This window comes from Pantoea sp. PSNIH1, assembly GCF_007680655.1.
Lineage (GTDB): Bacteria > Pseudomonadota > Gammaproteobacteria > Enterobacterales > Enterobacteriaceae > Pantoea > Pantoea eucrina.
This window is the reverse complement of sequence record NZ_VEIP01000009.1, coordinates 85,782-112,327: the sequence shown is the minus strand read 5'-3', so window position 1 is coordinate 112,327 and position 26,546 is coordinate 85,782. Positions and strand designations below refer to the sequence as shown.

General features: G+C 56.8%; 20 protein-coding genes and 1 riboswitch. Of the genes, 8 read left to right on the top strand and 12 right to left on the bottom strand.

The window, feature by feature from the left end:
* Nucleotides 1-376: 376 nt before the first annotated feature.
* Nucleotides 377-1,228, bottom strand: a complete 852-nt coding sequence (gene murI / locus FS690_RS16920) for a glutamate racemase (protein ID WP_145339938.1) — start codon at nucleotides 1,226-1,228, stop codon at nucleotides 377-379.
* A complete protein-coding gene (btuB, locus tag FS690_RS16915) occupies nucleotides 1,173-3,038 on the bottom strand; it encodes a TonB-dependent vitamin B12 receptor BtuB (RefSeq protein ID WP_145339937.1) in 1,866 nt (621 codons plus the stop codon). Before btuB ends, murI begins: the two co-directional genes overlap by 56 nt.
* 68 nt (nucleotides 3,039-3,106) lie before the next feature.
* Nucleotides 3,107-3,288, bottom strand: a riboswitch (cobalamin riboswitch).
* 112 nt (nucleotides 3,289-3,400) lie between these two features.
* Here btuB and trmA point away from each other — a divergent pair.
* Nucleotides 3,401-4,504, top strand: a complete 1,104-nt coding sequence (trmA, locus tag FS690_RS16910) for a tRNA (uridine(54)-C5)-methyltransferase TrmA (RefSeq protein WP_145339936.1) — start codon at nucleotides 3,401-3,403, stop codon at nucleotides 4,502-4,504.
* A gap of 31 nt (nucleotides 4,505-4,535) precedes the next feature.
* Here trmA and FS690_RS16905 read toward each other — a convergent pair whose 3' ends face one another.
* Nucleotides 4,536-4,892 (bottom strand): YijD family membrane protein, encoded by a 357-nt coding sequence (locus FS690_RS16905; RefSeq protein WP_039381151.1) that lies wholly within the window; start codon nucleotides 4,890-4,892, stop codon nucleotides 4,536-4,538.
* Nucleotides 4,893-4,910: 18 nt separating this feature from the next.
* Nucleotides 4,911-5,555 carry an HTH-type transcriptional repressor FabR gene (gene fabR / locus FS690_RS16900; RefSeq protein ID WP_039381154.1) on the bottom strand — a complete coding sequence of 215 codons (645 nt, stop codon included), beginning with the start codon at nucleotides 5,553-5,555 and terminating at the stop codon, nucleotides 4,911-4,913.
* A gap of 193 nt (nucleotides 5,556-5,748) precedes the next feature.
* On the opposite strand from fabR, the gene sthA reads away from it, so the two are divergent.
* A complete protein-coding gene (gene sthA, locus FS690_RS16895; RefSeq protein WP_039381156.1) occupies nucleotides 5,749-7,149 on the top strand; it encodes a Si-specific NAD(P)(+) transhydrogenase in 1,401 nt (466 codons plus the stop codon).
* On the opposite strand, the gene oxyR is transcribed toward sthA, so the two are convergent.
* The 5 genes from oxyR to argC form a co-directional block, all read right to left on the bottom strand.
* Nucleotides 7,132-8,049 (bottom strand): DNA-binding transcriptional regulator OxyR, encoded by a 918-nt coding sequence (gene oxyR, locus FS690_RS16890; protein WP_039381159.1) that lies wholly within the window; start codon nucleotides 8,047-8,049, stop codon nucleotides 7,132-7,134. The genes sthA and oxyR overlap by 18 nt on opposite strands.
* Before the next feature lie 348 nt (nucleotides 8,050-8,397).
* On the bottom strand, nucleotides 8,398-9,771 hold the full coding sequence (argH, locus tag FS690_RS16885) for an argininosuccinate lyase (protein WP_039381161.1): 1,374 nt from the start codon (nucleotides 9,769-9,771) through the stop codon (nucleotides 8,398-8,400).
* 68 nt (nucleotides 9,772-9,839) lie between these two features.
* Nucleotides 9,840-11,057, bottom strand: coding sequence for an argininosuccinate synthase (locus tag FS690_RS16880; protein WP_039381164.1), 1,218 nt, complete (start codon nucleotides 11,055-11,057; stop codon nucleotides 9,840-9,842).
* Between the two features lie 14 nt (nucleotides 11,058-11,071).
* On the bottom strand, nucleotides 11,072-11,848 hold the full coding sequence (gene argB, locus FS690_RS16875; RefSeq protein WP_039381166.1) for an acetylglutamate kinase: 777 nt from the start codon (nucleotides 11,846-11,848) through the stop codon (nucleotides 11,072-11,074).
* An 18-nt stretch (nucleotides 11,849-11,866) separates the two neighbouring features.
* Nucleotides 11,867-12,871 carry an N-acetyl-gamma-glutamyl-phosphate reductase gene (gene argC, locus FS690_RS16870; protein WP_039381168.1) on the bottom strand — a complete coding sequence of 335 codons (1,005 nt, stop codon included), beginning with the start codon at nucleotides 12,869-12,871 and terminating at the stop codon, nucleotides 11,867-11,869.
* Between the two features lie 164 nt (nucleotides 12,872-13,035).
* Here argC and argE point away from each other — a divergent pair, with 164 nt between their 5' ends.
* Together argE and ppc are read left to right on the top strand one after the other, a co-directional pair.
* Complete coding sequence (gene argE, locus FS690_RS16865; RefSeq protein WP_039381171.1) at nucleotides 13,036-14,184, top strand: acetylornithine deacetylase; 1,149 nt, start codon at nucleotides 13,036-13,038, stop codon at nucleotides 14,182-14,184.
* A gap of 249 nt (nucleotides 14,185-14,433) precedes the next feature.
* Nucleotides 14,434-17,085, top strand: a complete 2,652-nt coding sequence (gene ppc / locus FS690_RS16860; protein WP_094111625.1) for a phosphoenolpyruvate carboxylase — start codon at nucleotides 14,434-14,436, stop codon at nucleotides 17,083-17,085.
* A 57-nt stretch (nucleotides 17,086-17,142) separates the two neighbouring features.
* Here ppc and FS690_RS16855 read toward each other — a convergent pair whose 3' ends face one another.
* Both FS690_RS16855 and metB read right to left on the bottom strand, forming a co-directional pair.
* Nucleotides 17,143-19,575 (bottom strand): bifunctional aspartate kinase/homoserine dehydrogenase II, encoded by a 2,433-nt coding sequence (locus tag FS690_RS16855; RefSeq protein WP_039381176.1) that lies wholly within the window; start codon nucleotides 19,573-19,575, stop codon nucleotides 17,143-17,145.
* 2 nt (nucleotides 19,576-19,577) lie between these two features.
* Entirely contained in the window at nucleotides 19,578-20,738 is a 1,161-nt protein-coding gene (gene metB, locus FS690_RS16850; RefSeq protein ID WP_145339935.1) for a cystathionine gamma-synthase, read from the bottom strand.
* Between the two features lie 275 nt (nucleotides 20,739-21,013).
* Between metB and metJ the strand changes: the two genes are divergently transcribed.
* Nucleotides 21,014-21,331, top strand: a complete 318-nt coding sequence (metJ, locus tag FS690_RS16845) for a met regulon transcriptional regulator MetJ (RefSeq protein WP_065648453.1) — start codon at nucleotides 21,014-21,016, stop codon at nucleotides 21,329-21,331.
* A gap of 73 nt (nucleotides 21,332-21,404) precedes the next feature.
* On the opposite strand, the gene rpmE is transcribed toward metJ, so the two are convergent.
* On the bottom strand, nucleotides 21,405-21,620 hold the full coding sequence (gene rpmE, locus FS690_RS16840; protein WP_039381182.1) for a 50S ribosomal protein L31: 216 nt from the start codon (nucleotides 21,618-21,620) through the stop codon (nucleotides 21,405-21,407).
* A 221-nt stretch (nucleotides 21,621-21,841) separates the two neighbouring features.
* Between rpmE and priA the strand changes: the two genes are divergently transcribed.
* From priA to ftsN, 3 genes are all read left to right on the top strand, one after another.
* Entirely contained in the window at nucleotides 21,842-24,040 is a 2,199-nt protein-coding gene (gene priA / locus FS690_RS16835; protein WP_145339934.1) for a primosomal protein N', read from the top strand.
* 164 nt (nucleotides 24,041-24,204) lie between these two features.
* The gene (gene cytR / locus FS690_RS16830) at nucleotides 24,205-25,236 is read left to right on the top strand and encodes a DNA-binding transcriptional regulator CytR (protein ID WP_039381188.1); all 1,032 of its coding nucleotides are present in this window, start codon (nucleotides 24,205-24,207) and stop codon (nucleotides 25,234-25,236) included.
* A 210-nt stretch (nucleotides 25,237-25,446) separates the two neighbouring features.
* The gene (ftsN, locus tag FS690_RS16825; RefSeq protein ID WP_094111627.1) at nucleotides 25,447-26,391 is read left to right on the top strand and encodes a cell division protein FtsN; all 945 of its coding nucleotides are present in this window, start codon (nucleotides 25,447-25,449) and stop codon (nucleotides 26,389-26,391) included.
* The last annotated feature ends 155 nt before the right edge of the window (nucleotides 26,392-26,546 follow it).

Below are 26,546 nucleotides of genomic sequence, written 5' to 3'. Positions count from 1 at the left end.
ACACGTTAAGCGGTGCTCTGTGAATTAAACTTCGTAATGAATTACGTGTTCACTCAGCAAAGACTTGATATTTTTTACGTCCGGAGACGCTGATATCAATCCTGCGAGTGCCCACACAGATTGTCTGATAAATTGTTAAAGAGCAGTGCCGCGATTTCTCAAGCGGCGCGGGATGCGTATATTACGCTTTCCGCATTTTCAGTCAAGCATTTATTTTTGCTTTTCTGAAGGTTGCTGTAAAAGCCACCTGCTTAACGCGACGCTTCGTAAGCCGTTGTGCCGTGTCAGTGGAGGCGCATTATAGGGAGTTCTTCCGGGCTGACAAGTGCTAATTTTGAATTATTTTCTGAGTGTTGTTTTTTTCAGCGAAACCGCCTCAAACTGCCAGTTTTTCGAGCAGCGGAAAGCCATAACGCTGTAAAACGCCGGATAACTGTACCGCTTCTTCATCTATAGATGTGCAAAACGCGATGTTGCTGTCAGCAGAAGCCGCATCAGGCGCCTCGTGCTCAAGCAGCCAGACGGTACGCCTGGCTATAGCAGCACCGGAATCAACCAGCCGGGTTCCATCCGGCAGAACCTGCTGCAGTTCATCGCGCAGCAGTGGAAAGTGCGTGCAGCCCAGCACGACCGTATCCGGCGGCTCTTTCATACGTAACCAGGGTTGCACTGCCCGGCGAACATCATTCAGTGATACCGGTTCACCATGCAGCTTCGCCTCTGCCAGTTCCACCAGCTCAGCAGACCCCAGCATCTCAATGGTGCACTCCCGGGCAAACTGTTTCACCAGTTCATGGGTATAAGGACGCTTTACCGTTCCCCGCGTTGCCAGCAGCCCGACGACTCCGTTACGTGTCAGGCGAGCCGCCGGTTTAATTGCCGGCACCACGCCGACGACCGGAAACGCAAAGCGTTCGCGCAGTGCAGGTAAAGAGACGGTACTGGCCGAGTTACAGGCAATGATGACTAATGCGAGCGGAAAACGCTGCGTAATGGCCGTAACCACTGCCACTACGCGTTCAACAATGTACGTTTCCGTTTTCTCGCCATAGGGAAACCCTTCATTATCGAAAGCGTAGAGATAGTGCAGGTCCGGCAGCAGCTGCCGGACTTCATCATAGACGGAAAGCCCACCTACGCCGGAATCAAACACCAGCACGGTGGGACGGAGATCAGAAGCTGTAGCTGGCGCTAAGGTAGTATTCTCGTCCAGGGGTGCGATAGCCATAAACCGTCTCATAATCCTTATCCAACAGATTGGCAATTTTACCACGAACTGTCAGATGAGACGTGACCGGATACGCAGCTGAGAAATCAACCAGGCTATAACCCGGCATGCGACGCTGTGTTGCTGCGTACTGGTTGGTATTGTTGTTGTAGCTTTTACCAAAATATTGCCAGGCGAGATCAAAGTCGATATCCAGTGCGGTCCAGTCCAGCTGATACTTATATTGCTGGCGGGAACGGTGTGCCAGCACCTCATTATCGTCATCGCGGCGCGGATCGATATATTGCAGCGTGATACGGTGGGTAAAAATACCGGTATCTGCACTGCCGCTCCACTCCACGCCTTTAATCGTCGCTGACTGTACGTTGTAGTAGGTGCCAGTAAAGTTATCGTCAGCTCTGTAGTCGATCAGGTTATTGATTTTATTCTGGTAAAGGTAGAAGTGCCATTCGACCGGACCGCTGAGTCCTTCGAGACCGGTTTCAATCTGATGTGACCTCTCAGCCCGGAGATCGGGATTGGATGCAATAAACAGACGGCTCTGCCCATACATCTGCCCCAGTGTAGGTGCCTGGAAAGCGGTGCCATACGAAAAGATCAGGCGATAATCGGGCATAAACGCCCATCCCGCCGCTGCCTGCCACGTACCGTTCCAGCCAAACTGGTTGTTATTGTCACCGCGCAGCGCACCTTCCAGCGTAAGCGTATTGAACTGCTGCTGCGTAGTCAGATAGTAACCGGTGCTGTTACGCGTGTAGTTGTCAGCGCTGAACCGATCGCTGGACGCCAGTTTCTGCTGCTGCCAGTCGATGCCGGCGCTGAGTGTGCCATGCGCCATGGCAACACTGTTACCCCACTGCAGATTGCGCTGGCTCATATCATCCAGCGACGTGCCCGGACGATAGAGGCCGAGCGTACTGGCATAGTTGTAATCTTTATAGCGCTGGTAGCTGTAGCTCAGTTCCGAAGAGTAGCGCTCTTCACTGAACTTCATACCGCCTTCATAGGTATGATTATAAATCTGCCGTTTATCACTGCCGTCCTGATAGCCTGCATCATACGCACTATTATTGCCGTAGCCGTAGCCGCGAAAGAAGGCGGATAAACTGTCGCTGAAACGGTGATTCACACCGGCCCAGAATGTTTTACTGCGAAAGCCGTCGCGATCGCCATCAACCGCGTACGCTGACTGCGGCTGAATGTTATAGCCGCGCGTCGACTGAAAGGCTCCCGCTACGGTTACCAGCGTATCCTCGTCCACCTTGTGTCGCAGCGCCGCATCATACTCCTGATAGCGATTCGACCCGAGGCCCGCCGTTATCTGCCCGCCTGGCTCGCTGTTCTCAGTAATGATGTTCACCACGCCGCCAATGGCATCGGCGCCGTAAACGGCGGAGCGTGGTCCGCGGATCAGCTCAATACGCTGAATCAACGCCAGCGGAATCTGGCTAAAGTCAGCGATCCCGGTGATCCCCGACTTCGCCAGCGGGATCCCGTCAATCAGCACCAGCGTATGACGCGCTTCCGCACCGCGGATATAGATGTAACTGGTCTGGCCCGGACCACCGTTTTGCGCAATATCCACGCCCGGCAGGCGCCGCATGACATCCGTCAGCGATTTTGCCTGCCAGCGATCGATATCTTCCCGCGTGATCACCTCACCTGGTGCCAGCACGCTGCTGACCGGCTGCTGAAAACGGTTAGCGGTGACAAGTTGCGTATTATCATTTTGCCGGGCATAGCCAGAGGGCGCCCAGAGCGACAGCGCTGTTGCACTCAGGGCGAACAGCGAAGCAGACGTTATTTTCATTGTTATAGCATCCAAAGGATCGAGCCGGATGCCGCAGGCCTGAGATCGATAGCACGCGATGATCTCAGCGTTTGCGACGATACACCGGCAGGTCTTCGGGCTGAGAACCATAAATGGTGAAGACTTCCCATCCGTCAGGACAGTGTCTGCCTGGGCGATCACCACGACATTCTTTTACCGCTGCGCGTCAGCTCCAGATTTGCACTGGATTCCCTTTTAACTCAATGAGGCCGGCGGCCGCAGTCTACGGTTAAGCCCGCCGCCGATCCACCCCTCCCGCTTTCTGACGTTCGGTTGGGCTGGACATCAGCAGTTGAATGCCTACAATCGCCCGGCAAGCAGGCTTATTACCAGGATTGAAGATGACACCCGAACAGCTCCCGATTGACCAGTATGACGCGCAACTCGCTGAAAAAGTCAGCCGTTTACAGACGATGATGACCCCTTTCACCGCGCCTGACGTGGAGGTGTTCCGATCGCCGGTCAGTCACTACCGTATGCGCGCAGAGTTTCGCATCTGGCACGACGGTGACGACCTCTATCACATCATCTTCGACCAGACGACCAAACAGCGCATTCGCGTGGACAGCTTTCCAGCCGCCAGCGAGCTGATTAATCAGATGATGCCCAGACTGATGGCAGCGATACGTGATAATCAGGTGCTGCGCTTTAAGCTGTTCCAGATCGATTATCTCTCCACGCTGAGCAACCAGATTGTGATCTCCCTGCTTTATCATCGCAAACTGGAAGAAGAGTGGCATGCCGCCGCCAGCACGCTGCGTGACCAGCTGCGCGCTGAAGGATTTGATGTGCAGCTGATTGGACGCGCGACCAAAACCAAAATCTGTCTGGATCGCGACTACGTGGATGAGCGTCTGCCGGTGGCGGGCAAAGAGCTGATTTACCGCCAGGTGGAAAACAGCTTTACCCAGCCTAATGCCGCCATGAACATTCAGATGCTGGAGTGGGCGCTGGATGTTACGCAGCAGTCGCGTGGCGACCTGCTGGAGCTTTACTGCGGTAACGGTAACTTTTCGCTGGCGCTGGCGCGCAATTTCCGCCGCGTACTGGCCACAGAGATAGCCAAGCCCTCGGTGGCGTCGGCTCAGTACAATATCACTGTGAATCAGATCGATAACGTACAGATTATTCGTATGGCAGCGGAAGAGTTTACCCAGGCCATGAACGGCGTGCGCAGCTTTAACCGGCTGGAAGGCATCGATCTCAGCAGCTATCAGTGCGAGACCATTTTTGTCGATCCGCCACGCAGCGGGCTGGATGATGAAACGGTAAAAATGGTGCAGGCGTATCCGCGTATTCTGTATATCTCCTGTAACCCGCAGACTCTGTGCGACAATCTGGCCGCGCTGTCAGGCACGCATCAGATTGAGCGACTGGCGCTGTTCGATCAGTTCCCGTACACCCACCATATGGAATGCGGCGTATTGCTGACGCGCAAAGCATAAAAAAACGGGAACCCGCAGGTTCCCGTTTTTTTTACTGCCGGCTTCTGGCGCGGCGGAAGCGCGTGCCAATCCAGAACACCAGTCCCGTCATCAGAATGACAGGAATGAAGTTCGAGCCGATATCCGGATATTCTGCGCGCACCATGGCGCTATAAACCAGAATGCCCAGCAGAAAAAATGCCGCGGCCAGTGACGGCATGCCGTCCGGCATATTGCGATTGAGATAACGCTGGTGCAGGCACCATGCTGACAGCCCAAGCGCTATCAGCGGAAAAATGGAAAACGGCACAAAGCTACTGAACAGCGCCGAAAAGGAGCCGTTGATTGCTAAACCAGTGATAAAAGAGAGTAATAACGTTCCTTTATCACGAGGATGCTGCTCAATCATTTCATTATCCTTATCACGTTATTTTTCAGGGATTTCCAGGGTCACGGCCAGCCGCTCTTGTTCCCGGCGATACCAGTAGTAGGCGCCTTTGGCGATCATACGCAGCTGCAGTACCAGCCGCTCTTCCAGCTTACGCCGCTGGTCAGAGTCGACATCCAGCGCTTCAGCGCCGGCGCTAAAAACAATGGTCACCATCGCCTCAGCCTGTGCTTCGGTAAAGCTGCGCGGCATACGGCTTTCCAGCTCAAGGTAGTCAGCCAGTTCTGCGATAAAATGCTGGATCTCACGTGCAACAGCAGCGCGGAAGGCGGCTGACGTGCCGGAACGTTCGCGCAGCAGAAGCCGAAACGCATTCGGGTTGTTGCCGATGAACTCCATAAAGGTTGCCACCGACGTTTTAATGATGCTGCCGCCTTTCGCGATACGCTGGCGCGCCTGGCGCATCAGCTGGCGCAGCATCAGCCCGCTCTCATCAACCATGGTCAGTCCAAGCTCATCCACATCGCGAAAGTGACGATAGAATGAGGTTGGGGCAATGCCGGCTTCACGTGCCACTTCGCGTAAACTCAGGCTGGCAAAACTCCTTTCTGCACTAAGCTGACTGAATGCAGCTTCAATCAGCGAACGTCTTGTACGTTCTTTTTGTTGCGCCCGAACGCCCATTTTTGCGGCCTTGTGAGTAATCAGGCGCTCACTATAACAAACTTTTCAGCGTACAGCCGGGCAAACTTTGTCACCGCCTGTTAACCTCACTGAATGTCAAACTTCTGCATTTTTCACTGTTAGAATTCAGATGTGCGCGGCGAGATGTTAGAATCTCGTTGTAAAAATGTATAGAAGAATAGGACGTACTGGTATGCAAAAGTCTTACGATTACGATGCCATTGTAATTGGCTCCGGTCCGGGCGGCGAAGGTGCGGCGATGGGGCTGGTCAAGCAGGGAGCGCGCATCGCAGTGATCGAACGCTACCACAACATTGGCGGCGGTTGTACACACTGGGGAACCATCCCTTCCAAAGCGCTGCGTCATGCCGTCAGCCGCATCATTGAATTCAATCAGAACCCGCTCTACAGCGATCATACCCGTCTTCTCCGCTCCTCGTTCGCTGACATCCTTAACCACACCGAAAATGTTATCAGTCAGCAGACTGCCATGCGCCAGGGCTTTTATGAGCGTAACCGCTGTGAACTCTATCAGGGCGACGCGCATTTTGTTGATGCCAACACGATAGAGGTGGAGCAGCCTGATGGCACCCGCGAGCAGCTTACGGCAGAAAAATTTGTCATTGCCTGCGGCTCACGTCCCTATCACCCGGCCGACGTCGACTTTACACACCCGCGCATCTACGATTCCGACTCTATCCTGAACCTGCATCATGAACCGGGTCATGTGATTATCTATGGTGCCGGCGTGATTGGTTGCGAATACGCCTCTATCTTCCGCGGTCTTAACGTCAAGGTCGATCTCATCAACACCCGCGATCGCCTGCTGGCGTTTCTCGATCAGGAGATGTCCGATTCCCTCTCTTACCACTTCTGGAACAGCGGTGTAGTGATCCGTCACAACGAAGAGTTTGAGAAGATTGAAGGCGTCAGCGATGGCGTGATCATGCACCTGAAGTCAGGCAAAAAGGTCAAAGCGGATTGTCTGCTGTATGCGAACGGCCGCACCGGAAACACCGACTCGCTTTCGCTGGAGAATGTAGGTCTGGAAGCGGATGGACGCGGCCTGCTCAAAGTCAACAGTATGTATCAGACCGCGCAGCCGCACATTTATGCCGTGGGTGATGTGATTGGCTATCCAAGCCTGGCTTCCGCCGCCTACGATCAGGGGCGTATTGCCGCTCAGGCGATCATCAAAGGTGAAGCGAGTGCGCATCTGATCGAAGATATTCCGACCGGTATCTACACCATTCCTGAAATCAGCTCGGTAGGAAAAACAGAGCAGCAGCTGACCGCGATGAAAGTGCCTTATGAAGTGGGCCGTGCGCAGTTTAAGCATCTGGCACGCGCGCAGATTGTTGGCATGCACGTCGGCAGCCTGAAAATCCTGTTTCACCGCGAGACAAAAGAGATTCTGGGGATCCACTGCTTTGGTGAGCGCGCGGCGGAGATTATTCACATCGGGCAGGCCATTATGGAGCAGAAAAACGGCGGTAACACGATTGAGTACTTCGTGAATACCACCTTTAACTACCCCACCATGGCTGAAGCCTATCGTGTAGCCGCGCTGAACGGATTAAACCGCCTGTTTTAACGCGGCGTCAAAATGGCCCTGCATATGGGTTTTGATTGCTTCTGCCAGCTGCTCATAGCGGCTGCGCAGAGGCGAACCTGGCCGGTAAACCAGCGCGATAGTGCGCTGCGGTACCGGTTTATAACAGGGCAGATAGCAGACACCATCGCGCACGCGCTCTTTAGGCACCGCCAGTGAAGGCAGTAGCGTAATGCCGCTGCCGGCCGCCACCATATTACGCAGCGTTTCCAGGCTGGTGGCGCGAAAATGGGTATCTTCGTCCGCACCCGCCTCAAAGCAGAAGCCCATCGCCTGGTCGCGCAGGCAGTGACCATCTTCCAGCATCAGCAGTTTTTCACCCGCCAGATCGGACATCGGCACGCGATCGCGATCGTGCCACGGGTGATCTTTGTAGATCGCCAGCTTCATGGGCTCATCAAACAGCGGCACTTCAATAAAGGCTTCACTCTCTTTAACCAGCGCCAGAATAGCGCAGTCAAGTTTCCCGCTGTCGAGCTGTGCCAGCAGCTGCTGAGTCTGTGCTTCATGCAGATACATCTCCAGCTTCGGGAAAGTCTGATGCAGCATAGGAATAATATTGGGCAGCAGATAGGGGCCGGTCGTGGGGATCAGTCCGATATGCAGCGGTCCGGACATCGCTTCACCCTGCTGGCTGGCCATCTCTTTCAGCACCTTAACCTCACGCAGTACGGTTCGCGCCTGATCAACCAGCAGTAATCCTGCCTGGGTGAACAGCACTTTACGGCTGGTACGTTCCAGCAGCATGACGCCCAGTTCATCTTCCAGCTTGCGGATCTGTCCGCTCAGGGTCGGCTGACTGACATGACAGGCATCAGCAGCGCGACGGAAATGGCGGTGTTCCGCAAGTGAAACCAGATACTCGAGATCGCGAATGTTCATTAATATCCTCCAAACCACGATAGCCCGTGGCGATAGATAGAATAGCAACGAACGATTGGCCCTATCAAGCTATGCACGGGAATAATAGCGCTCACTGATTTAAGCCCATGCATTTGTAGAGAAATTTATTTATTTGCTGAACATGTGCCGGGGCTGAACGCTTTTATGAAAAACGCTTTTTACGCAGCAAATCTGTTTTGCTGAACCCAATCACTGTGCTGGCGGGGAGTGCCGGTACGCTGATGATGTGCCTATAAAAATATGCAATTCCGAAGCCAGAGGTTGGCGGGCTTTTTATAAAGCCCGCTTTTTTTATGGCGTATCAAACCGGCCAGCGTCCGGGAGCGGCTATTGCAGACGCGCCTGTGCTTCGCGAATCGCCTGGGCTACCTGCTGCGGCGCAACACCACCGCGCGCGTTACGCTTGTCGAGGCAGGACTGCAGCGAAAGCACCGGATAGACATCCTCTTCGATGACGTCACTGAACTGCTTCAGCTGAGCCAGACTCAGCGCTTCCAGCGCCACACCCTGCTGGATAGCCGCGACGACCGCTTCTCCCACAATATGATGCGCCTCGCGGAACGGCACGCCTTTCGCGACCAGATAGTCTGCCAGCTCAGTGGCATTGGCGTAGCCCTGTTCAGCCGCTTCCTGACAACGCGGACGTTTAACCTGAATACCATCCAGAACCAGCACTGACATATGCAGACAGTCGAGCCAGGTATCCAGCGCGTCAAACAGCCCTTCTTTATCTTCCTGCATATCTTTGTTGTAGGCCAGCGGCAGGCCTTTCAGCGTCATCATCATGCCGGTCAGTGCGCCCTGGACACGGCCGCATTTACCGCGAATCAGCTCCAGCGCATCCGGGTTTTTCTTCTGCGGCATCAGCGATGAACCTGAGGTGACTTTATCAGACAGCTCGACGAAGCCCGCCTCGCCCGTGTTAAAGAAAATCAGGTCTTCTGCAAAGCGCGACAGATGCACCATGCCAATTGACGCGTCGGAGAGCAGCTCCAGCACATGATCGCGATCGGATACGGTATCCAGGCTGTTACGCGTTGCCGAAGCAAAACCGAGCCAGCCTGCCAGCTGCTCGCGGTCAATCTCATAAGCGGTACCGGCCAGCGCACCACAGCCCAGCGGGCTGACATCCAGCCGCTTCAGCGTATCCTGCAGACGGCTCTCATCGCGCGCCAGCATTTCGGTATACGCCAGACACCAGTGGGCGAATGTAACCGGCTGCGCGCGCTGCAGATGCGTATAGCCCGGCATGACGGCATCCTGATTCGCTTCTGCCGTCGCCACCAGCGCGCTCTGCAGCTGACGCGTCGCGTCCAGCAGCAGGGCAACCTGCTCTTTGCACCAGAGCTTCAGATCGGTGGCAACCTGATCGTTACGGCTGCGTCCGGTATGCAGCTTTTTACCCAGCGCCCCGACCTTATCGATCAGCTTGCCCTCGACCCAGCTGTGAATATCTTCTGCATCGCTTTCCAGGATCTGTGACGGATTCGCGCGTACGTCCGCCAGCAGCTCGTTCAGCGCCGCTTCAAGCTGCTGCTGTTCCGTTGAGGTTAAAACGTTCACGGTTACCAGCGCTTTTGACCACGCCACAGAGCCGGTAATGTCCTGCTCCGCCAGGCGGTAATCAAAACGCAGTGAATCATTAAACTGTTTAAACCGCTGGTCTGCTGCCTGCGAGAACCGTCCGCCCCAAAGTGCCATCTGCTTGCTCCTGAAATCGTGTTGAAAAAGGCGGCCTGAGCCGCCCTTATATAACTGCTGCCGCGTGCTTACTTCTTCTGCTCGTTCAGCGCACGAATGCGCGAAGAGAGGGAGAACAGGCGAATAAAGCCGCCCGCGTGACGATGGTCATACACCTCATCTTCACCAAAGGTGGCGAACTCTTCTGAGTAGAGGCTGTTAGCCGATTTCTTCTGAATCGCCGTAGCCTGACCTTTGTAAAGCTGCAGAACCACTTCGCCGTTGACCTCTTCAGCCAGCGATGCCGCCGCCGCCTGAATAGACTGGCGCAGCGGCGCGAACCAGCGACCATCGTAAACCACGTAAGACATCTCCTGGCCCAGCTGCTCACGCCATTTGAAGCTGTCGCGATCCAGAACCAGCTGCTCAACCGCACGCAGCGCATTTACCATGATGGTACCGCCAGGGGTTTCATAGCAGCCGCGTGATTTGATGCCAACCAGACGGTTTTCCACGATATCGATCCGGCCAACGCCATGTTTAGCACCCAGTACGTTGAGTTTTTCCAGGCACTGGAACGGGCTCAGCTGCTCGCCGTTTACGGCAACCACGCAGCCTTTTTCAACGGTCACGGTGACATTTTCCGGCTGGTCCGGCGCTTCAAGCGGATCCACGGTCCATACCCAGCAATCTTTATTCGGTGCATTCCACGGACTTTCCAGCACGCCACCTTCGGTGGAGATATGCCACGCGTTCTCATCGCGGCTGTAGATCTTCTCCAGCGACGCGGTCGTCGGGATATTGCGCTCTTTCAGATAGTCGAGCAGCGCCTCACGCGAACGCAGATCCCACTCGCGCCATGGCGCAACAACTTTAAGCTGTGGTGCCAGCGCGGTATAGGTGGTTTCGAAACGCACCTGGTCGTTGCCTTTACCGGTTGCGCCGTGGCACAGCGCGTCAGCACCCACTTTCAGCGCCAGTTCAACCTGCGCTTTAGCAATGATAGGACGCGCCATTGACGTGCCCAGCAGATAGGTGCCTTCATACAGGGCACCGGTCTGCAGCACCGGATAGACGTAATCGCTGATGAACTCTTCACGCAGATCTACTACGTGACATTCAGATGCGCCCGACTGCAGCGCTTTTTTCTCAACGCCTTCCAGGTCGGCCGGGTCCTGACCAATATTGGCGACAAACGCCACAACTTCGCAGCCGCCGTAGTTCTCTTTCAGCCATGGAATGATGGCTGAGGTATCGAGGCCGCCTGAGTAGGCCAGAACGATTTTTTTAATGTTTTGCGTGCTCATGTCTTAATCCTTGATTATGCGAGAATCCGGGTGCCAATCGACACGCCGTTGAAAAGGTCGGGCAGCTGCTCAGCATGGCGCCAGCTGGCGATATCGACCGGACGGCCCAGCGTGCGTGCCGCATCCAGCGCAGCATTGACTTTAACAATCATACCGTCGGTAATAATGCCCTGCGCAATCAGCTGTTCCGCTTTCGCTGCGGTCATTTCAGCGATGCGCTGGCCTTTGCCGTCGAGAATGCCGCTGACGTCAGAGAGCAGCACCAGATCGGCTCCGATAGTGGCTGCCAGCGCCGTCGCTGCCTGATCGGCATTCACATTCATCAGCGCTCCGCCGGCAGTGATGCCAATTGAGCTGATAACCGGCATATAGCCTGCATTAAGCAGCGTATTCAGCAGCGCAGGGTTGCCCGGCGTGGCCTGCCCGACATGCCCCAGCTCTTCATCAAACTGCGCGACGCTGACCAGTCCGGCATCGCCCAGACACAGCCCGACAGCATTAATGCCGTAACGGGTTGCCCACGCCAGCAGCGTTTTATTCGCAGTGCCCGCCAGCGCGCCGGTAATAATGTCGATTTGATCGGCGGGTGTAACGCGCAGGCCATCTTTCTTTTTCACCGGCAGCGCGAGCTTTTTCATCAGTTCGTCGACCAGACAGCCGCCGCCGTGCACAATCACCAGCGGACGCTGATGTTCATTACGGTACGCCAGCAGCGCATCAAACAGCCGGGCCAGTGCTTCTTCGCTATCCAGCAGTACGCCGCCCAGTTTAATGATCAGTGGATTGCTCATGGTTACGTTATCCGTCCGTTAAATCAGAGAGAGCGTTTCAGGGAAACCGAAACGAATATTCAGACACTGAATCGCCTGTGATGACGCACCCTTCAGCAGATTATCTTCTGCCGCAACCACAATCAGATGCTCATCCTGTACGGCAAAACCGATATCGCAGAACGGCAGGCCCACTACCGCTTTCAGCGCCGGTACGCCGTTGTCATAGAGGCGCACCAGCGGCTTGTCGTGATAGGCCGCATAAAACGCATCGGTCACATCCTGCTGCGTAATGCCCGCTTTCAGACGGCAGGTGATGGTTGCGAGAATACCGCGGGGAAAATTACCCAGATGCGGGGTAAAAATAACCGGCGCGCCAAGATGGGCAACTATTTCCGGATGATGACGGTGGTTAAACAGGCCGTAGGGCTGCAGGCTCACTTCGCAAAAGCTGGTCGCGACGCTGGCTTTACGCCCGGCTCCGCTGACGCCGCTGGTGGCATTGATTACCGGCCACTGCGCGTCATTCAGCAGATCCGCTTTGAGCAGCGGCTTCAGCGCCAGCTGCGCTGCGGTGGGATAGCACCCAGGCACGGCCACCAGCTGGGCCTCTTTAATACGTTCGTGATTCCATTCGGCCAGACCATATACCGCGTTATCCAGCCACGCCTGATGCTGATGACTGAAGCCATAATAGCGGGTGTAGAACGCCTCATCGTTGACCCGGAAGGCGCCTGAGAGATCGAAGACCACGCAGCCTGCTTTCAGAAATTCAGGTGCCAGATCGTGGCTGACTTCATGCGCCGTCGCGAGGAACACCACATCGACTTTCTCTGCCCACGCCGCCGGATCGCTCAGCGGCTGCAGCGGCAGATCCACGATACCTTTCAGCTGCGGATGGAGATCGGAGAGCAATTTTCCGGCATCCGGGCTTTGCGCTGAAACCGCTAAAGCGGTTATGTTCATATGCGGATGGCGATTCAGGTAAGTGGCAAGCTCTACGCCAGCATAACCACTGGCACCAACGATCAGCGTATTCAACATCAGGCTGTATACCTTTTTACAGTCAACGTATCGGGTCGCGGCCGTGCCCCGTTGCCCACGATGCCGTTTGCACTTTTTCAGTTCACATGCAGACGACGTTAATGTATTTTTATTCACTATTAGTGCATGAATATTGATACATCCTAACCTAAGGACCGTCAACAGTGAAGTCAAAAATTCCACCTTTTATCGAACTCTACCGCCAGTTGATCGCCTCACCGTCAATCAGCGCAACCGACAGCGCGCTTGACCAGAGCAACGAAAGTTTAATCAATTTGCTGGCGGGCTGGTTCCGCGATCTGGGCTTCAGCGTTGAAGTTCAGCCGGTGCCGGGCACGCGACATAAGTTCAACCTGCTGGCGCGCAGCGGTGAAGGCGCAGGCGGACTGCTGCTGGCGGGTCATACTGACACCGTACCCTTTGATGACGGACGCTGGACACGCGATCCGTTTGTCCTGACTGAACATGACAATAAACTTTACGGGCTGGGCACGGCAGATATGAAAGGCTTCTTCGCCTTTATTCTCGATGCGCTGCGCGATGTTGACGTCACTACGCTTAAAAAACCGCTCTATGTGCTGGCGACCGCTGACGAAGAGACCACGATGGCAGGTGCCAAATATTTCTCTGAGTCAGCCCGGCTGCGCCCCGACTGCGCCATTATCGGTGAGCCTACCTCGCTCAAACCGGTGCGCGCCCACAAAGGCCACCTTTCACACGCTATCCGCATTGAGGGCCAGTCAGGCCACTCCAGCGATCCGGCGCGCGGCGTGAATGCGATTGAGCTGATGCACGCCTCTATTACAGAACTGATGAAGCTGCGCCATACCCTGAAAGAGCGCTATCACCATGATGGCTTTGCCATTCCTTATCCGACTATGAACTTTGGTCATATTCATGGTGGTGACGCGGCTAACCGCATCTGCGCCTGTTGCGAACTGCATATGGATATCCGGCCGCTGCCGGGCCTGAGCCTGAACGATCTGGATGGCTTGCTGAATGAAGCGCTGGCACCGGTGAGCGCCCGCTGGCCTGGCCGCCTGACCGTAGGCGAACTGCATCCGCCTATTCCGGGTTATGAGTGTCCGGCCGATCATGAACTGGTTACGGTGGTGGAGAAGCTGCTGGGCGTGCCGACGGAAGTGGTCAACTACTGTACCGAAGCGCCGTTTATTCAGCAGATCTGCCCGACGCTGGTGCTGGGACCAGGTTCAATCGAGCAGGCGCATCAGCCGGATGAATTTATCGATACCGCATTTATTAAGCCAACTCACGCCCTGATCACGCAGGTTGTGCAGCATTTTTGTCACTGATAGATAATCTGCGGGGCATTTCACTGTTTAATCAGCAAAATGCCCCGTCATTATCCGGTGTTTGCTGATAAGAATAACTTATCTCTCTCTATCCCCAATAAAACTTATCACTTTCCGCACGTTAGCTGCCTGTTTTCGTCAGTTCAGGCTAATTGACGGAGTTCACAAATCGTGGCTAGATAAAAGATGATGTTATACCCGCTGGTTGGGTCCAGAGGGGTTAAAAGACGATAAGGGTGTCAGGGTCAAATGAACGAACAATATTCCGCAATGCGAAGTAATGTCAGTATGCTCGGCAAACTGCTCGGGGATACGATAAAGGATGCACTGGGAGAGAACATTCTCGATCGGGTGGAAACCATCCGCAAACTCTCTAAGTCATCCCGTGCAGGCAATGACTCTCATCGTCGGGAGCTGCTGTCAACGCTGCAGAACCTGTCGAACGATGAGCTGCTGCCGGTGGCCCGCGCCTTTAGTCAGTTTCTTAACCTTACTAACGTGGCTGAACAGTATCAGACCATTTCACGCAGCGGCGATGGCGCTAACCATCCGGAGCTGCTGAAAAAGACGTTTGAGCGCCTGAAGCAGCATAACGATCTCAGCGAAATGGCTATCCGTCAGGCGATTGAAGAGCTGTCGCTGGAGCTGGTCCTGACCGCACACCCGACTGAAATTACCCGCCGCACCCTGATCCACAAGCTCGGCGAAGTGAACAGCTGCCTGGAGCAGCTCGATCACGCTGATATCACCGATTATGAGCGCAATCAGGTGATGCGCCGTCTGCGCCAGCTGGTAGCGCAGGCGTGGCATACGGATGAGATCCGTAAATATCGCCCTACCCCGGTCGATGAAGCGAAATGGGGCTTCGCCGTCGTGGAAAATAGCCTGTGGGAGGGCGTTCCCGCGTTTCTGCGTGAACTGAATGAGCAGGTTGAAGAGACGTTTGGCATTCAGCTGCCGGTGGATTTTGTGCCGATTAAATTCACGTCGTGGATGGGCGGCGATCGTGACGGCAACCCGAACGTGACCGCACCTATTACCCGCCACGTCATGCAGCTGAGCCGCTGGAAAGCAGCCGACCTCTTCCTGCGCGATGTAGGGGTGCTGATCTCTGAGCTGTCGATGTCGGAGTGCAGCGACGAAGTGCGCGTAATGTGCGGCGATCCGGACGCAATTGAACCTTACCGCATGATCCTGAAACGCATGCGCAGCCAGCTGATGAACACGCAGGCATATCTGGAGCAGCGCCTGAAAGGCGAACGTCTGCCGCGCCCGACCGATCTGCTGGTCTCCAATGAGCAGCTCTGGCAGCCGCTGTTTGCTATTTATCAGTCGCTGCAGCAGTGTGGTATGAGCATTATCGCTAATGGCCAGCTGCTGGACACGCTGCGCCGGGTAAAATGCTTTGGCGTTCCGCTGGTGCGCATCGACATCCGCCAGGAGAGCACCCGTCATACCGAAGCGATTGCGGAAGTTACGCGCTATCTCGGCCTCGGCGACTACGAAAGCTGGTCAGAAGCGGACAAACAGGCGTTTCTGATCCGCGAACTCAATTCAAAACGTCCGCTGCTGCCGCGCCAGTGGGAGCCGGGCGACAACACGCGCGAAGTGCTGGAAACCTGTAAAGTCGCCGCCGAAGCGCCGCAGGGTTCCATCGCGGCCTACGTGATCTCTATGGCGAAAACGCCTTCTGACGTGCTGGCGGTTCATCTGCTGCTGAAAGAGGCGGGCATTCCGTACGCTATGCCGGTCGCGCCACTGTTTGAAACGCTGGATGACCTGAACAACGCCAATGATGTTATGACGCAGCTGCTGAATATCGACTGGTATCGCGGCTTTATCAACGGCAAACAGATGGTAATGATTGGCTATTCCGACTCGGCAAAAGATGCCGGCGTGATGGCGGCCAGCTGGGCACAGTATCAGGCGCAGGACGCGCTGATTAAAACCTGTGAAAAAGCGGGCATTACCCTGACGCTGTTCCACGGGCGAGGCGGCTCCATTGGCCGTGGCGGCGCGCCTGCGCACGCTGCACTGCTCTCTCAGCCGCCGGGCAGTCTTAAAGGTGGCCTGCGCGTGACAGAACAGGGCGAAATGATCCGCTTTAAATATGGCTTGCCGGAAGTCACCATCGCCAGCCTCTCGCTCTATACCGGGGCCATTCTGGAAGCGAACCTGATGCCGCCGCCGGAGCCTGAACAGGAGTGGCGGGAGATCATGAACGGCCTTTCTGCGCACTCCTGCGCCATGTATCGCGGCTACGTCCGTGAAAATGCTGACTTTGTTCCCTACTTCCGCTCTGCCACACCGGAGCAGGAGCTGGGCAAACTGCCGCTGGGCTCACGTCCGGCTAAACGTCGTCCGACCGGTGGCGTTGAATCCCTGCGCGCCATTCCGTGGATTTTTGCCTGGACGCAAAACCGTCTGATGCTGCCAGCCTGGCTCGGCGCCGGTGCGGCGCTGCAGAAAGCGATGGATGAAGGTCATCAGGATCAGCTGGAAACGATGTGCCGCGACTGGCCGTTCTTCTCAACCCGCCTCGGGATGCTGGAGATGGTCTTCTCCAAAGCTGACCTGTGGCTGGCAGAGTATTACGATCAGCGCCTGGTTGATAAAGCGCTCTGGCCGCTGGGTAAACAGCTGCGCGACCAGCTGGAAGCGGATATTAAAGCGGTGCTGACCATTGCAAATGATGCGCATCTGATGGCGGATCAGCCGTGGATTGCCGAATCCATTGCGCTGCGCAACGTGTATACCGATCCCCTGAACGTGCTGCAGGCAGAGCTGCTGCTGCGCGCCCGTGCGCAGGAAGTACGCGGTGACGAACCGGACGCGCGGGTTGAGCAGGCGCTGATGGTAACCATCGCCGGCGTGGCCGCCGGCATGCGCAACACCGGTTAGCCGATACAAAAAAAGGAGCCTCAGGCTCCTTTTTTATTCTCTCTGCAGCAGTCCGGATTAAAGCAGCTGGGCGAGACGGTTCAGATCCGACTGCAGCGCACCCGCGGTAACATCACGTCCGGCACCGGGTCCGCGGATCACCAGCGGATTATCGCGGTACCAGCGGCTCTCAATGGCAAAGACGTTATCGCACGGCAGCAGCGCTGCCAGCGGATGTTCAGGCCGCACCGCTTCCACGCCGACGCGGGCTTTACCGCTGGCATCAAAGCGCGCCACATAACGCAGCACCAGGCCCAGCTCCTGCGCCGCTTCGTAGCGCTGCAGCATCTGGTTATTCAGCTCGTCTGCGTTTTCAAAAAAGTGATCAACCGATTCCGCCTCACAGTCGACTGGTACCAGCGACTCTACCCGCACCTGATCCGGCTCGATATCGTAGCCCGCCTCACGCGCCAGGATCACCAGCTTGCGCTTCACATCCTGCCCGGAGAGATCGACGCGCGGATCGGGTTCGGTCAGCCCCTGCTGCCACGCCTGATCCACCAGCTCGCTGAAGGGAACGCTGCCGTCAAACTGCAAAAACAGCCACGACAGCGTGCCGGAGAAAATTCCGCTGATGGAGAGTATTGAGTCGCCACTTTCGCGCAGGTCGCGTACCGTGTGGTTAACCGGCAAACCGGCACCGACCGTCGCGTTATAAAGCCAGTGGCGCCCGGTTTTGGCGAAGGCATCGCGGATCTGACGCCAGCTCTGGCTGTCTGATGCGCCAGCCACTTTATTTGCGCTGATCACGTGAAAACCGTGACTGGCAAAATCGAGATACTGCTGCGCCAGCGGCGCGCTGGCGGTTACGTCAAGCACCACCAGGTCATCAAACGGATGCGCGCGCATCCACAGAAACAGCGACTCCTCATCCAGCGCCTGCGCTTCATCGTCGAAAAAAGCCAGCGTGCGGCTGGCATCCAGCCCTTCGTAACTCAGCAGGCTGCGACGACTGTCAGCCACGCCAGCCAGCACAAACTCAAAGCCGGTACGGGCGGAGAGCGTTTCCTGCTCGCGGGCGAACAGCTCCAGCCAGCGCGCGCCGATATTGCCCTTTCCGAACAGCATCAGGCCGATACGTTTTTCTGCGCGAAACAGCGACTGATGCAGTCCCTGAATCAGATGGCGGGTCGGTCCTGTGCGCAGCACCGCGACCAGGCTGATATGCTCTTCTGACTGCCAGACAAACTCAACCGGCTGATCTTTAATCTGCTGCCAGAAACGGTGGCTGTGCAGCGGATTGCGCGTTACGCCAGCTCCCACCAGCGCCACCAGCGCCATGCCATCGCGCAGCTGCAGATGGCCCGGCAGCGCCGCATCCTGCAGCAGCGTAAAGGCACTGTTAACCACTTCCGCGGTATAGCAGAGCTGCAGCAGGCGACGATCGGGATGCAGGCCGCTTGCCAGCGGACGCAGCTGGGCGCGCTTCAGCAGCTGATCGATCTCTTTTTGCTGCGTAGCAAAATCGTGACCTTCAGCAAGCTGGATCTCCACCAGACAGACATCGTCGTGACTGGTGACAATACGCGCGCCGGTGCCGGAGGCCAGCACGCGCTCAATACGGGTTGAACCCTGCTCAGGCTGATAGCTGCAGCGCAGCTGTAAATCGATATCGCTGCTGGAGACCGGCTGCAGCGTACGGGTATGGAGTACCGGCGCCGCCAGTCGCGCCAGCTCGCTGGCTTCATCCAGCCGCAGCAGCGGCAGCAGGCAGGCATCGGAAACTTTGCGTGGATCGGCGCTATAGACGCCAGCCACATCGCTCCAGATGGTCACGCGCCCCGCACCCGCGAGCGCCCCGATCTGGGTAGCGGAATAGTCAGAACCGTTGCGCCCCAGCAGCACGGTTTCACCTGCCTCATTACGACTGATAAAACCGGTGACGACCAGACGCTTATGCGGATGCTGCGCCAGCAGCGCCTGCAGCAGCGGCCAGGATTTTCCCTCATCCACCTGCGGCTGAGCCGCGCGCTCCGCCCGCAGAAAATCACGTGCGTCCAGCCAGGCGGCGTCAACATCGCGCTGACTCAGTACCGCAGCCATCAGCCGCGCCGACCAGATTTCGCCATGCCCGACCACTTCTGCATATACCGCTTCAGTTATCGCGCCATCCAGTAGCGCCGCCAGGCGCTCCAGATCGCGGATAAAAAGGGTAGTCAGCCGGTCGGCCGCCTCCGCTGGCAGCAGCGCAGCAATCAGCTCGCTGTGGTATCGGCGAAGCGTCTGCTGCACCTGGTGCGCCGAGAGGCGATCGCTCTGGCTCAGCTTCAGCCAGCCGATCAGCTGATTCGTGGTGCTGCCTGCGGCAGAGACCACCATGAGATCGCCTGGCTGACTGTAATCAGCCATAATGGCCGCTACGCGCTGGTAGCAGCTGGCATCCGCCAGGCTGCTGCCACCAAATTTATGCAGCTGCTTCGTCGGCGTTCCCGCGCCTGCTGTACTGGTCATGATTACTCCCCGGCTGCGATTCGGAAGGCGTTATCCAAATCGGCAATTAAATCTTCGTGATCTTCAATGCCGACGGAGACCCGCAGCAGTGTTTCAGAGATGCCGGCGGCTGCGCGTGCTTCCGCAGACATGCCGGCATGTGTCATGGTGGCCGTATGTGAAATCAGGCTCTCTACTCCGCCCAGCGACTCCGCCAGCGTAAACAGCTGCAGCGCTTTCAGAAAACGACGCAGCCGCGCTTCATCTGCATCCAGCTCAAAGCTTAACATGGCGCCAAAGCCGCGTTGCTGACGTTGCGCATATTCATGACCGGCATTTTCCGGCAGAGAAGGATGATACAGCTTCTTCACCAGCGGCTGCTGCTTCAGATAGTCCACTATCGCCAGCGCGTTACGCTGGGCCGCTGCCATGCGGGGTGCCAGCGTCCGCAGACCGCGCAGCAGCAGATAGCTGTCAAACGCCGCGCCGGTCACGCCGATGTTATTGGCCCACCAGGCAAGCTCGGTGGCAACGGCCGGATCTTTTGCAATCACCGTCCCGGCCACCACGTCAGAGTGGCCGTTGAGATATTTTGTACAGGAGTGGATCACCAGGTCGGCCCCGAGGGCGAGCGGATTTTGCAGCGCCGGGCTCAGGAAGGTGTTATCCACCACGCTGACGGCACCCGCCGCGCGCGCCGCCTGACAGATTGCCGCAATATCCACTACGCGCAGCAGAGGATTGCTCGGGCTTTCCACCAGCACCAGTTTTGGCTTTTCGGCCAGCGCTGCGGCCAGCGCTGCGCTGTCACCCTGGTCGACAAACTTCACACGGTAAGCACCGCGCTTGCTGAGGCTGTCAAACAGGCGGTAGCTGCCGCCATAGCAGTCGTGGGGTGCGATCAGCAGATCGCCGGGCTTCAGGAATACAGTGGTCACCAGGTGAATCGCAGACATGCCGGTATTTGTCAGTACGGCACCCGCCCCGCCCTCCAGCTCGGCCAGCGCGCGCTGCACCACATCGCGCGTCGGATTGCCACGGCGCGAATAGTCGTGGGCACGCGGCTCATTAAAGTCGAGAAAATTATAGGTGCTGGAGAGATGAATCGGCGGGACTACGCAGCCATACTGCTCGTCATCATTCAAACCGCTGCGTACTGCGATGGTTGCCTGTTTGCGCGTCATGGGCTCTGCTGTTCCTGAAGAGGGGTAAAGTGCCCACAGGATAACATTCCGCTAACAGACGTCAATACATCTGGACATCTAAATGTCTTTGCGTATAGATTGAGCGCAGAGCGAATAACCGCTAAAATTATAAGTTATTGCCTGCTGAGCAGCGCATGCGCTTCGTTAACGCGGCGCTGAAGCACAAAATCCACGGCGCAGGCGGTCAGGCACGCAAAAATCGGGCATAATCCACGGATCATCCCCTATAACACTTTTATTAATTAAGGTAACTCATGGCTGAATGGAACGGCGAATATATCAGCCCGTACGCTGAGCACGGTAAAAAAAGCGAGCAGGTTAAAAAAATAACGGTTTCTATCCCGCTGAAAGTGCTTAAAATTTTAACCGATGAGCGTACACGTCGTCAGGTGAACAATCTGCGTCACGCCACGAACAGTGAGCTGCTGTGTGAAGCTTTTTTGCACGCGTTTACCGGTCAGCCTCTGCCCGACGACGTTGACCTGCGCAAAGAGCGCAGCGATGAGATCCCGGAAGAAGCGAAGCAGATTATGCGCGAGATGGGCATCGACCCGGATAGCTGGGAATATTAAATTCTGGTATAAAAAAACCCAGCCGAGGCTGGGTTTTCTTTTGCATCCGGGATAACCCGGCGGCAAACAAATCTTATTTTTTGCTGCCCGGAATGCTGAAACGCTTGTTGAAGCGATCAACGCGGCCGCCGGTGTCAACAACACGCTGCTTACCAGTATAGAACGGGTGGCATTTGCCGCACACGTCCAGGTTCAGGTCGTGGTTCATGGTAGAACGGGTGTTGATCACGTTACCGCAAGAGCAAGTGATGGTCACTGCTTCGTACTTCGGGTGAATACCTTGTTTCATGGGAAAACCTCATAAAAGGCCGTGTCGCTCTCCATGCCAGGCGAACCTGCACAGCACCACACGCGGTTGAACATTATATGTATCTCTGACGAGCTATCTCACCAGAGGCGGCATACTATACAGAATTTAACCGCCCGAGGCAAACATTGCTCAGCCATACACGCCTGCGGCCCCAGCGTGTACACTACCGTCCCTGATTACAGAACTGGATAGAGATCGCAATGTCCGTCGTAAAGGTTGCCCTGCCCGTCCCGCTACCGCGCCTGTTTGATTATCTGCTCCCTGCTGACGCTGCGCAGCCGGCAACCGGCAGTCGCGTCAGCGTGCCTTTTGGCAACCGTAAGCTGACTGGCATTGTGACCGGCGTGACCGAAAGCAGCGATCTGCCGCTGAAGCAGCTGAAACCGATAGAAGCCGTGCTGGATGACAGCAGTCTGTTTTCGCCCGCGCTGTGGCGCATCCTCAACTGGGCGGCCGGTTACTATCATTCACCCGTCGGGGAAGTGCTGAGTCATGCGTTACCGGTTCTGCTCCGCCAGGGGAAACCGGCACAGGAAGCGCCGCTGTGGCAGTGGGCGATCACGGAGGCCGGACGGGAAGTGGCGCCGGAAAGTCTGAAGCGTGCACCAAAGCAGCAGCAGGCGCTGGCCGCGCTGCGTCAGCAACCGCTCTATCGTCATCAGGTAAACGAACAGAGCTTTAACGACGCCGCTCTGCAGGCGCTCAGAGCCAAAGGGCTGTGCGAGCTGCGCGAGCATGCGCCATCTGCCGCGGACTGGCGGACGCATTTTGCCATTAAAGGCGAGCGTCTGCGGCTCAATACCGATCAGGCCATGGCCGTCGGGGCTATCCGGGCGGAAGACGATCGCTACGTTCCGTGGCTGCTGGCCGGGATCACCGGCTCCGGTAAAACCGAGGTCTATCTCACTATCCTGGAAAACATTCTGTCACGCGGCATGCAGGCACTGGTGCTGGTGCCGGAGATTGGCCTCACGCCGCAGACCATTGCGCGCTTCCGGGAACGTTTTGATGCCCCGATTGATGTGCTGCACTCTGCGCTGAATGACAGCGAAAGGCTGGCGGTCTGGCTGCGCGCCCGGCGCGGCGAAAGCGCGATTATTATTGGTACGCGCTCTGCGCTGTTCACCCCGCTGGCGCGGCCTGGCGTAATCATTATCGATGAAGAGCATGACAGCTCCTATAAACAGCAGGAGGGCTGGCGTTATCAGGCCCGCGATCTGGCGGTGTTTCGTGCACATGAAGAGAACATCCCGATTGTCATGGGTTCGGCCACGCCCGCGCTGGAGACGCTGCATAACGTGCGCGTCGGCAAATACCGGCAGCTTAATCTCACCCAGCGCGCCGGTAATGCAAAGCCCGCTTTGCAGCAGCTGATCGATCTGAAAGGACAGCCGCTTAAGGGTGGTCTGGCGCCGGCGCTGCTCAGTAAAATGCGCCAGCACCTGCAGGCGGATAATCAGGTGCTGCTGTTTCTGAACCGGCGCGGCTTTTCACCGGCGCTGATGTGCCATGACTGCGGCTGGCTGGCGGAATGCCAGCGCTGCGACAGCTACTACACGCTGCACCAGCATCACCGCCAGCTGCGCTGCCACCATTGCGACAGCCAGCGTCCGCTGCCGCTGCAGTGTCCCGGCTGCGGTTCAACCCATCTGATACCGGTTGGCGTAGGCACAGAACAGCTGGAGCAGCAGCTGGGCACGCTGTTTCCGGACGTGCCGGTTTCGCGCATCGATCGTGATACTACCAGCCGTAAAGGTGCGCTGGAGCAGCATCTGGCGGATGTGCATCGCGGCGGCGCGCGTATTCTGGTGGGCACGCAGATGCTGGCAAAAGGCCATCATTTTCCTGATGTTACGCTGGTGTCGCTGCTGGACGTTGACGGCGCGCTCTTCTCGGCTGATTTTCGTGCCGCAGAACGTTTCGCGCAGCTCTATACCCAGGTTGCAGGTCGCGCCGGACGCGCCGGCAAACAGGGTGAAGTACTGCTGCAGACGCACCATCCGGAGCATCCGTTGCTGCAGACGCTGCTGCATCGCGGCTACTTCGCCTTTGCTGACCAGGCGCTGCTTGAACGCCAGTCGGTGCAGCTGCCGCCCTGGACCAGCCACGCGCTATTTCGTGCCGAAGATATGGATAATCAGCAGGCTGCCGCTTTTCTCGTCCAGCTGCGTAATCTGCTGGAGGCGAGCCCGCTGAAAGATGAAGCCACCTGGCTGATGGGCCCGGTGCCGGCGCTGGCGCCAAAACGCAGCGGTCGGTGGCGCTGGCAGCTGCTGCTGCAGCATCCGTCACGCAAACGCCTGCAGCAGTTATTAAGCAGTTCGCTGCCGCTGCTGAGCACATTGCCCGCTGCACGCAAAGTAAAATGGACGCTGGATATCGATCCCGGCGAGAGCTGATGGCATCCGCATCTGCGAGCCAGATCGAAAAAAGTCGAACAAGTCACAGTTTTTATGCAAATTAAGTAACAGCCCTGCCCGCCAATGCGTTATCAATAGGATCACCCGGCCAGGACCGGCCCTTGCAGACAAACTGTACGCTGTATCACGCCAGGAGTAACACGTTGGACCCGAAGCAAACTTCATCTGCTGCCACGATGAAAGATGTGGCTGAGCACGCAGGCGTCTCTACGGCGACCGTTTCCCGGGCGCTGATGAATCCGGAGAAAGTGTCAGCCGCAACCCGGCAAAAAGTCGAGCAGGCGGTCATTGCGACAGGCTATGCATCGCATGGCCTGTCGCGCAATGCCAGACGCAATGAAACCCGGACTATCCTGGTGATTGTGCCCGATATCTGCGATCCCTTTTTTAGCGAAATTATCCGCGGCATTGAGGTCACCGCCGCGCAGCAGGGGTACCTGGTGCTGATTGGCGACTGCGCGCATCAGGATCATCAGGAAAAAACCTTTCTTGATCTGATGCTGACGCGACAGATTGACGGCATGGTGCTGCTGGGTTCACAGCTGCCGTTTGACGCCGATCCTGAAGCGCTGCGCAGCCTGCCGCCCATGGTTATGGGAAATGAATTCGCGCCGGAGATGGCGCTGCCCACCGTGCACATTGACAACCTGACCGCGGCGTTTGAAGCCGTTAACCATTTGCTGCAGCTCGGGCATCGTCGTATCGCCTGTATTACCGGGCCTGAAGCGGTTCCGCTCAGCCAGTATCGGCTGCAGGGTTATATTCAGGCGCTGCGCCGCAGCAGCATCCCCGTTGAACCGATGTTTATCGTACGCGGTGATTTCTCGTTTGAAGCCGGTGCCCGCGCCCTGAAACAGCTGATGAGTCTGCCGCAGCCCCCGGAAGCGCTATTCTGTCACAGCGATCTGATGGCGCTGGGCGCCATGAATCAGGCGCGCAAACTGGGGATGCGCATTCCGCAGGATCTCTCCATCGTTGGCTTTGATGATATTGAGCTGGCGCGCTATTACGAACCGCCCCTGACTACCGTGGCGCAGCCGCGCTTTGATATTGGCCGCGAAGCGATGCTGCTGCTGCTGGATGAGCTGCAGGGCAAGCGGGTAAATAATGGTTCGCGCCTGCTGGATGCAGAACTGCGCGTGCGCGGCAGTACAGCACCGGCTAAAAAGCGTTAGGTCACACGTGCCGCACTGCACATTTTCAGCAGATTCTGAAGGCAGACTCTGCTGGTCAAAGTTCGCACCCTTGAGTAACATGGCGCATTCATTGCCGGGCGGTTTACACCTCATTTATACCCGTCATTTTTCAAGCTGTAGCCAGGCTGGCTGCAACTCACACTGTTCAGGGTCTACGCCCGCAGGCATTTTGAAGGTATCAGGACGAAAGTGGCACAGAGAGATTATGTAGGCCGCGGGCGTTCAACAGGGACGCGTCGCAAAAAACCCGCCGGTCGCAGCAGCAGCAAAAAAAGCAAAGGCGGATCGGGTATATCGAAACTGATGGTAGTGCTCGCTGCCGCAGTACTGGTCACTTTTGCCGGTGGTTTATGGTTCATCGCGCACCATAAAAAAGAAGAGACGCCGGTTATCCCGAATCATAAAGTTAGCGGTAATGGCCTGCCGCCCAAGCCGGAAGAGCGCTGGAAATACATCAAAGAGCTGGAAAACCGGCAAATTACGGTTCCCTCACCGACTGAGCCTTCAGCCGGCGGCGAAGTGCAGTCGCAGACGCAGCTGACCGATGAACAGCGCCAGCTGCTGGAGCAGATGCAGGCGGATATGCGCCAGCAGCCTACGCAGCTGAACGAAGTGCCGTGGAACGAGCAGACGCCGGCTCAGCGTCAGCAGACATTACAGCGTCAGCAGGTACAGCAGCAGCAACGTCAGCAGCAGATACAGGCACAGCAGCAGCAGTTGCTGCAGCAGCAGACTCAGCAACGACAACAGCAGCAACAGCAACGTCAGCAGCAGATACAGGCACAGCAGCAGCGTCAGCAGCAGTTGCAGGCTCAGCAGCGCCAGCAGCAGCAGCAGGCTGAACGACCGGCACCGGTACAGCAGGCAAAACCAGAAACCACCAAAGTGAAGCCGGAAGAGAAAGCCTCCACACAGCGCTGGATGGTGCAGTGTGGCTCCTTTAAAGGCAGCGATCAGGCGGAATCTGTGCGCGCCGGTCTCGCTTTTGAAGGTTTTGAAAGCCGTATCACGACCGGCGGCGGCTGGAATCGCGTGGTGATTGGTCCGTTTAAAGATCGGAGTAAAGCTGACAGTACCGTGAAGCGGCTGCACAGTTCCGGTCACGGCAGCTGTATTCCGCTCGCCCTGCCCTGATAGCCTGAGCCCTGCTCCCGGCCTCACTCTACCGCCGGGAGCAGGCGTAGCCGAATTAAGACAAACCCCATCGCCCTGAGGGGTTGAAACCTTCTTAACCCACCCCATATCTGTTTGCATGATACGCCGCGCCGGGTGCGCGGTGTCTTTTTTCA

Bases quoted from the DNA above. Each gene is read 5' to 3' on its own strand.
- FS690_RS16880 (WP_039381164.1), bottom strand. From the start codon at position 11,057: ATGAGCACGCAAAACATTAAAAAAATCGTTCTGGCCTACTCAGGCGGC.
- metB (WP_145339935.1), bottom strand. From the start codon at position 20,738: ATGACGCGCAAACAGGCAACCATCGCAGTACGCAGCGGTTTGAATGAT.
- metJ (WP_065648453.1), top strand. From the start codon at position 21,014: ATGGCTGAATGGAACGGCGAATATATCAGCCCGTACGCTGAGCACGGT.
- murI (WP_145339938.1), bottom strand. From the start codon at position 1,228: ATGGCTATCGCACCCCTGGACGAGAATACTACCTTAGCGCCAGCTACA.
- ppc (WP_094111625.1), top strand. From the start codon at position 14,434: ATGAACGAACAATATTCCGCAATGCGAAGTAATGTCAGTATGCTCGGC.
- trmA (WP_145339936.1), top strand. From the start codon at position 3,401: ATGACACCCGAACAGCTCCCGATTGACCAGTATGACGCGCAACTCGCT.
- argC (WP_039381168.1), bottom strand. From the start codon at position 12,871: ATGTTGAATACGCTGATCGTTGGTGCCAGTGGTTATGCTGGCGTAGAG.
- sthA (WP_039381156.1), top strand. From the start codon at position 5,749: ATGCAAAAGTCTTACGATTACGATGCCATTGTAATTGGCTCCGGTCCG.
- fabR (WP_039381154.1), bottom strand. From the start codon at position 5,555: ATGGGCGTTCGGGCGCAACAAAAAGAACGTACAAGACGTTCGCTGATT.
- argB (WP_039381166.1), bottom strand. From the start codon at position 11,848: ATGAGCAATCCACTGATCATTAAACTGGGCGGCGTACTGCTGGATAGC.
- FS690_RS16905 (WP_039381151.1), bottom strand. From the start codon at position 4,892: ATGATTGAGCAGCATCCTCGTGATAAAGGAACGTTATTACTCTCTTTT.
- btuB (WP_145339937.1), bottom strand. From the start codon at position 3,038: ATGAAAATAACGTCTGCTTCGCTGTTCGCCCTGAGTGCAACAGCGCTG.
- FS690_RS16855 (WP_039381176.1), bottom strand. From the start codon at position 19,575: ATGACCAGTACAGCAGGCGCGGGAACGCCGACGAAGCAGCTGCATAAA.
- priA (WP_145339934.1), top strand. From the start codon at position 21,842: ATGTCCGTCGTAAAGGTTGCCCTGCCCGTCCCGCTACCGCGCCTGTTT.
- rpmE (WP_039381182.1), bottom strand. From the start codon at position 21,620: ATGAAACAAGGTATTCACCCGAAGTACGAAGCAGTGACCATCACTTGC.
- argH (WP_039381161.1), bottom strand. From the start codon at position 9,771: ATGGCACTTTGGGGCGGACGGTTCTCGCAGGCAGCAGACCAGCGGTTT.
- oxyR (WP_039381159.1), bottom strand. From the start codon at position 8,049: ATGAACATTCGCGATCTCGAGTATCTGGTTTCACTTGCGGAACACCGC.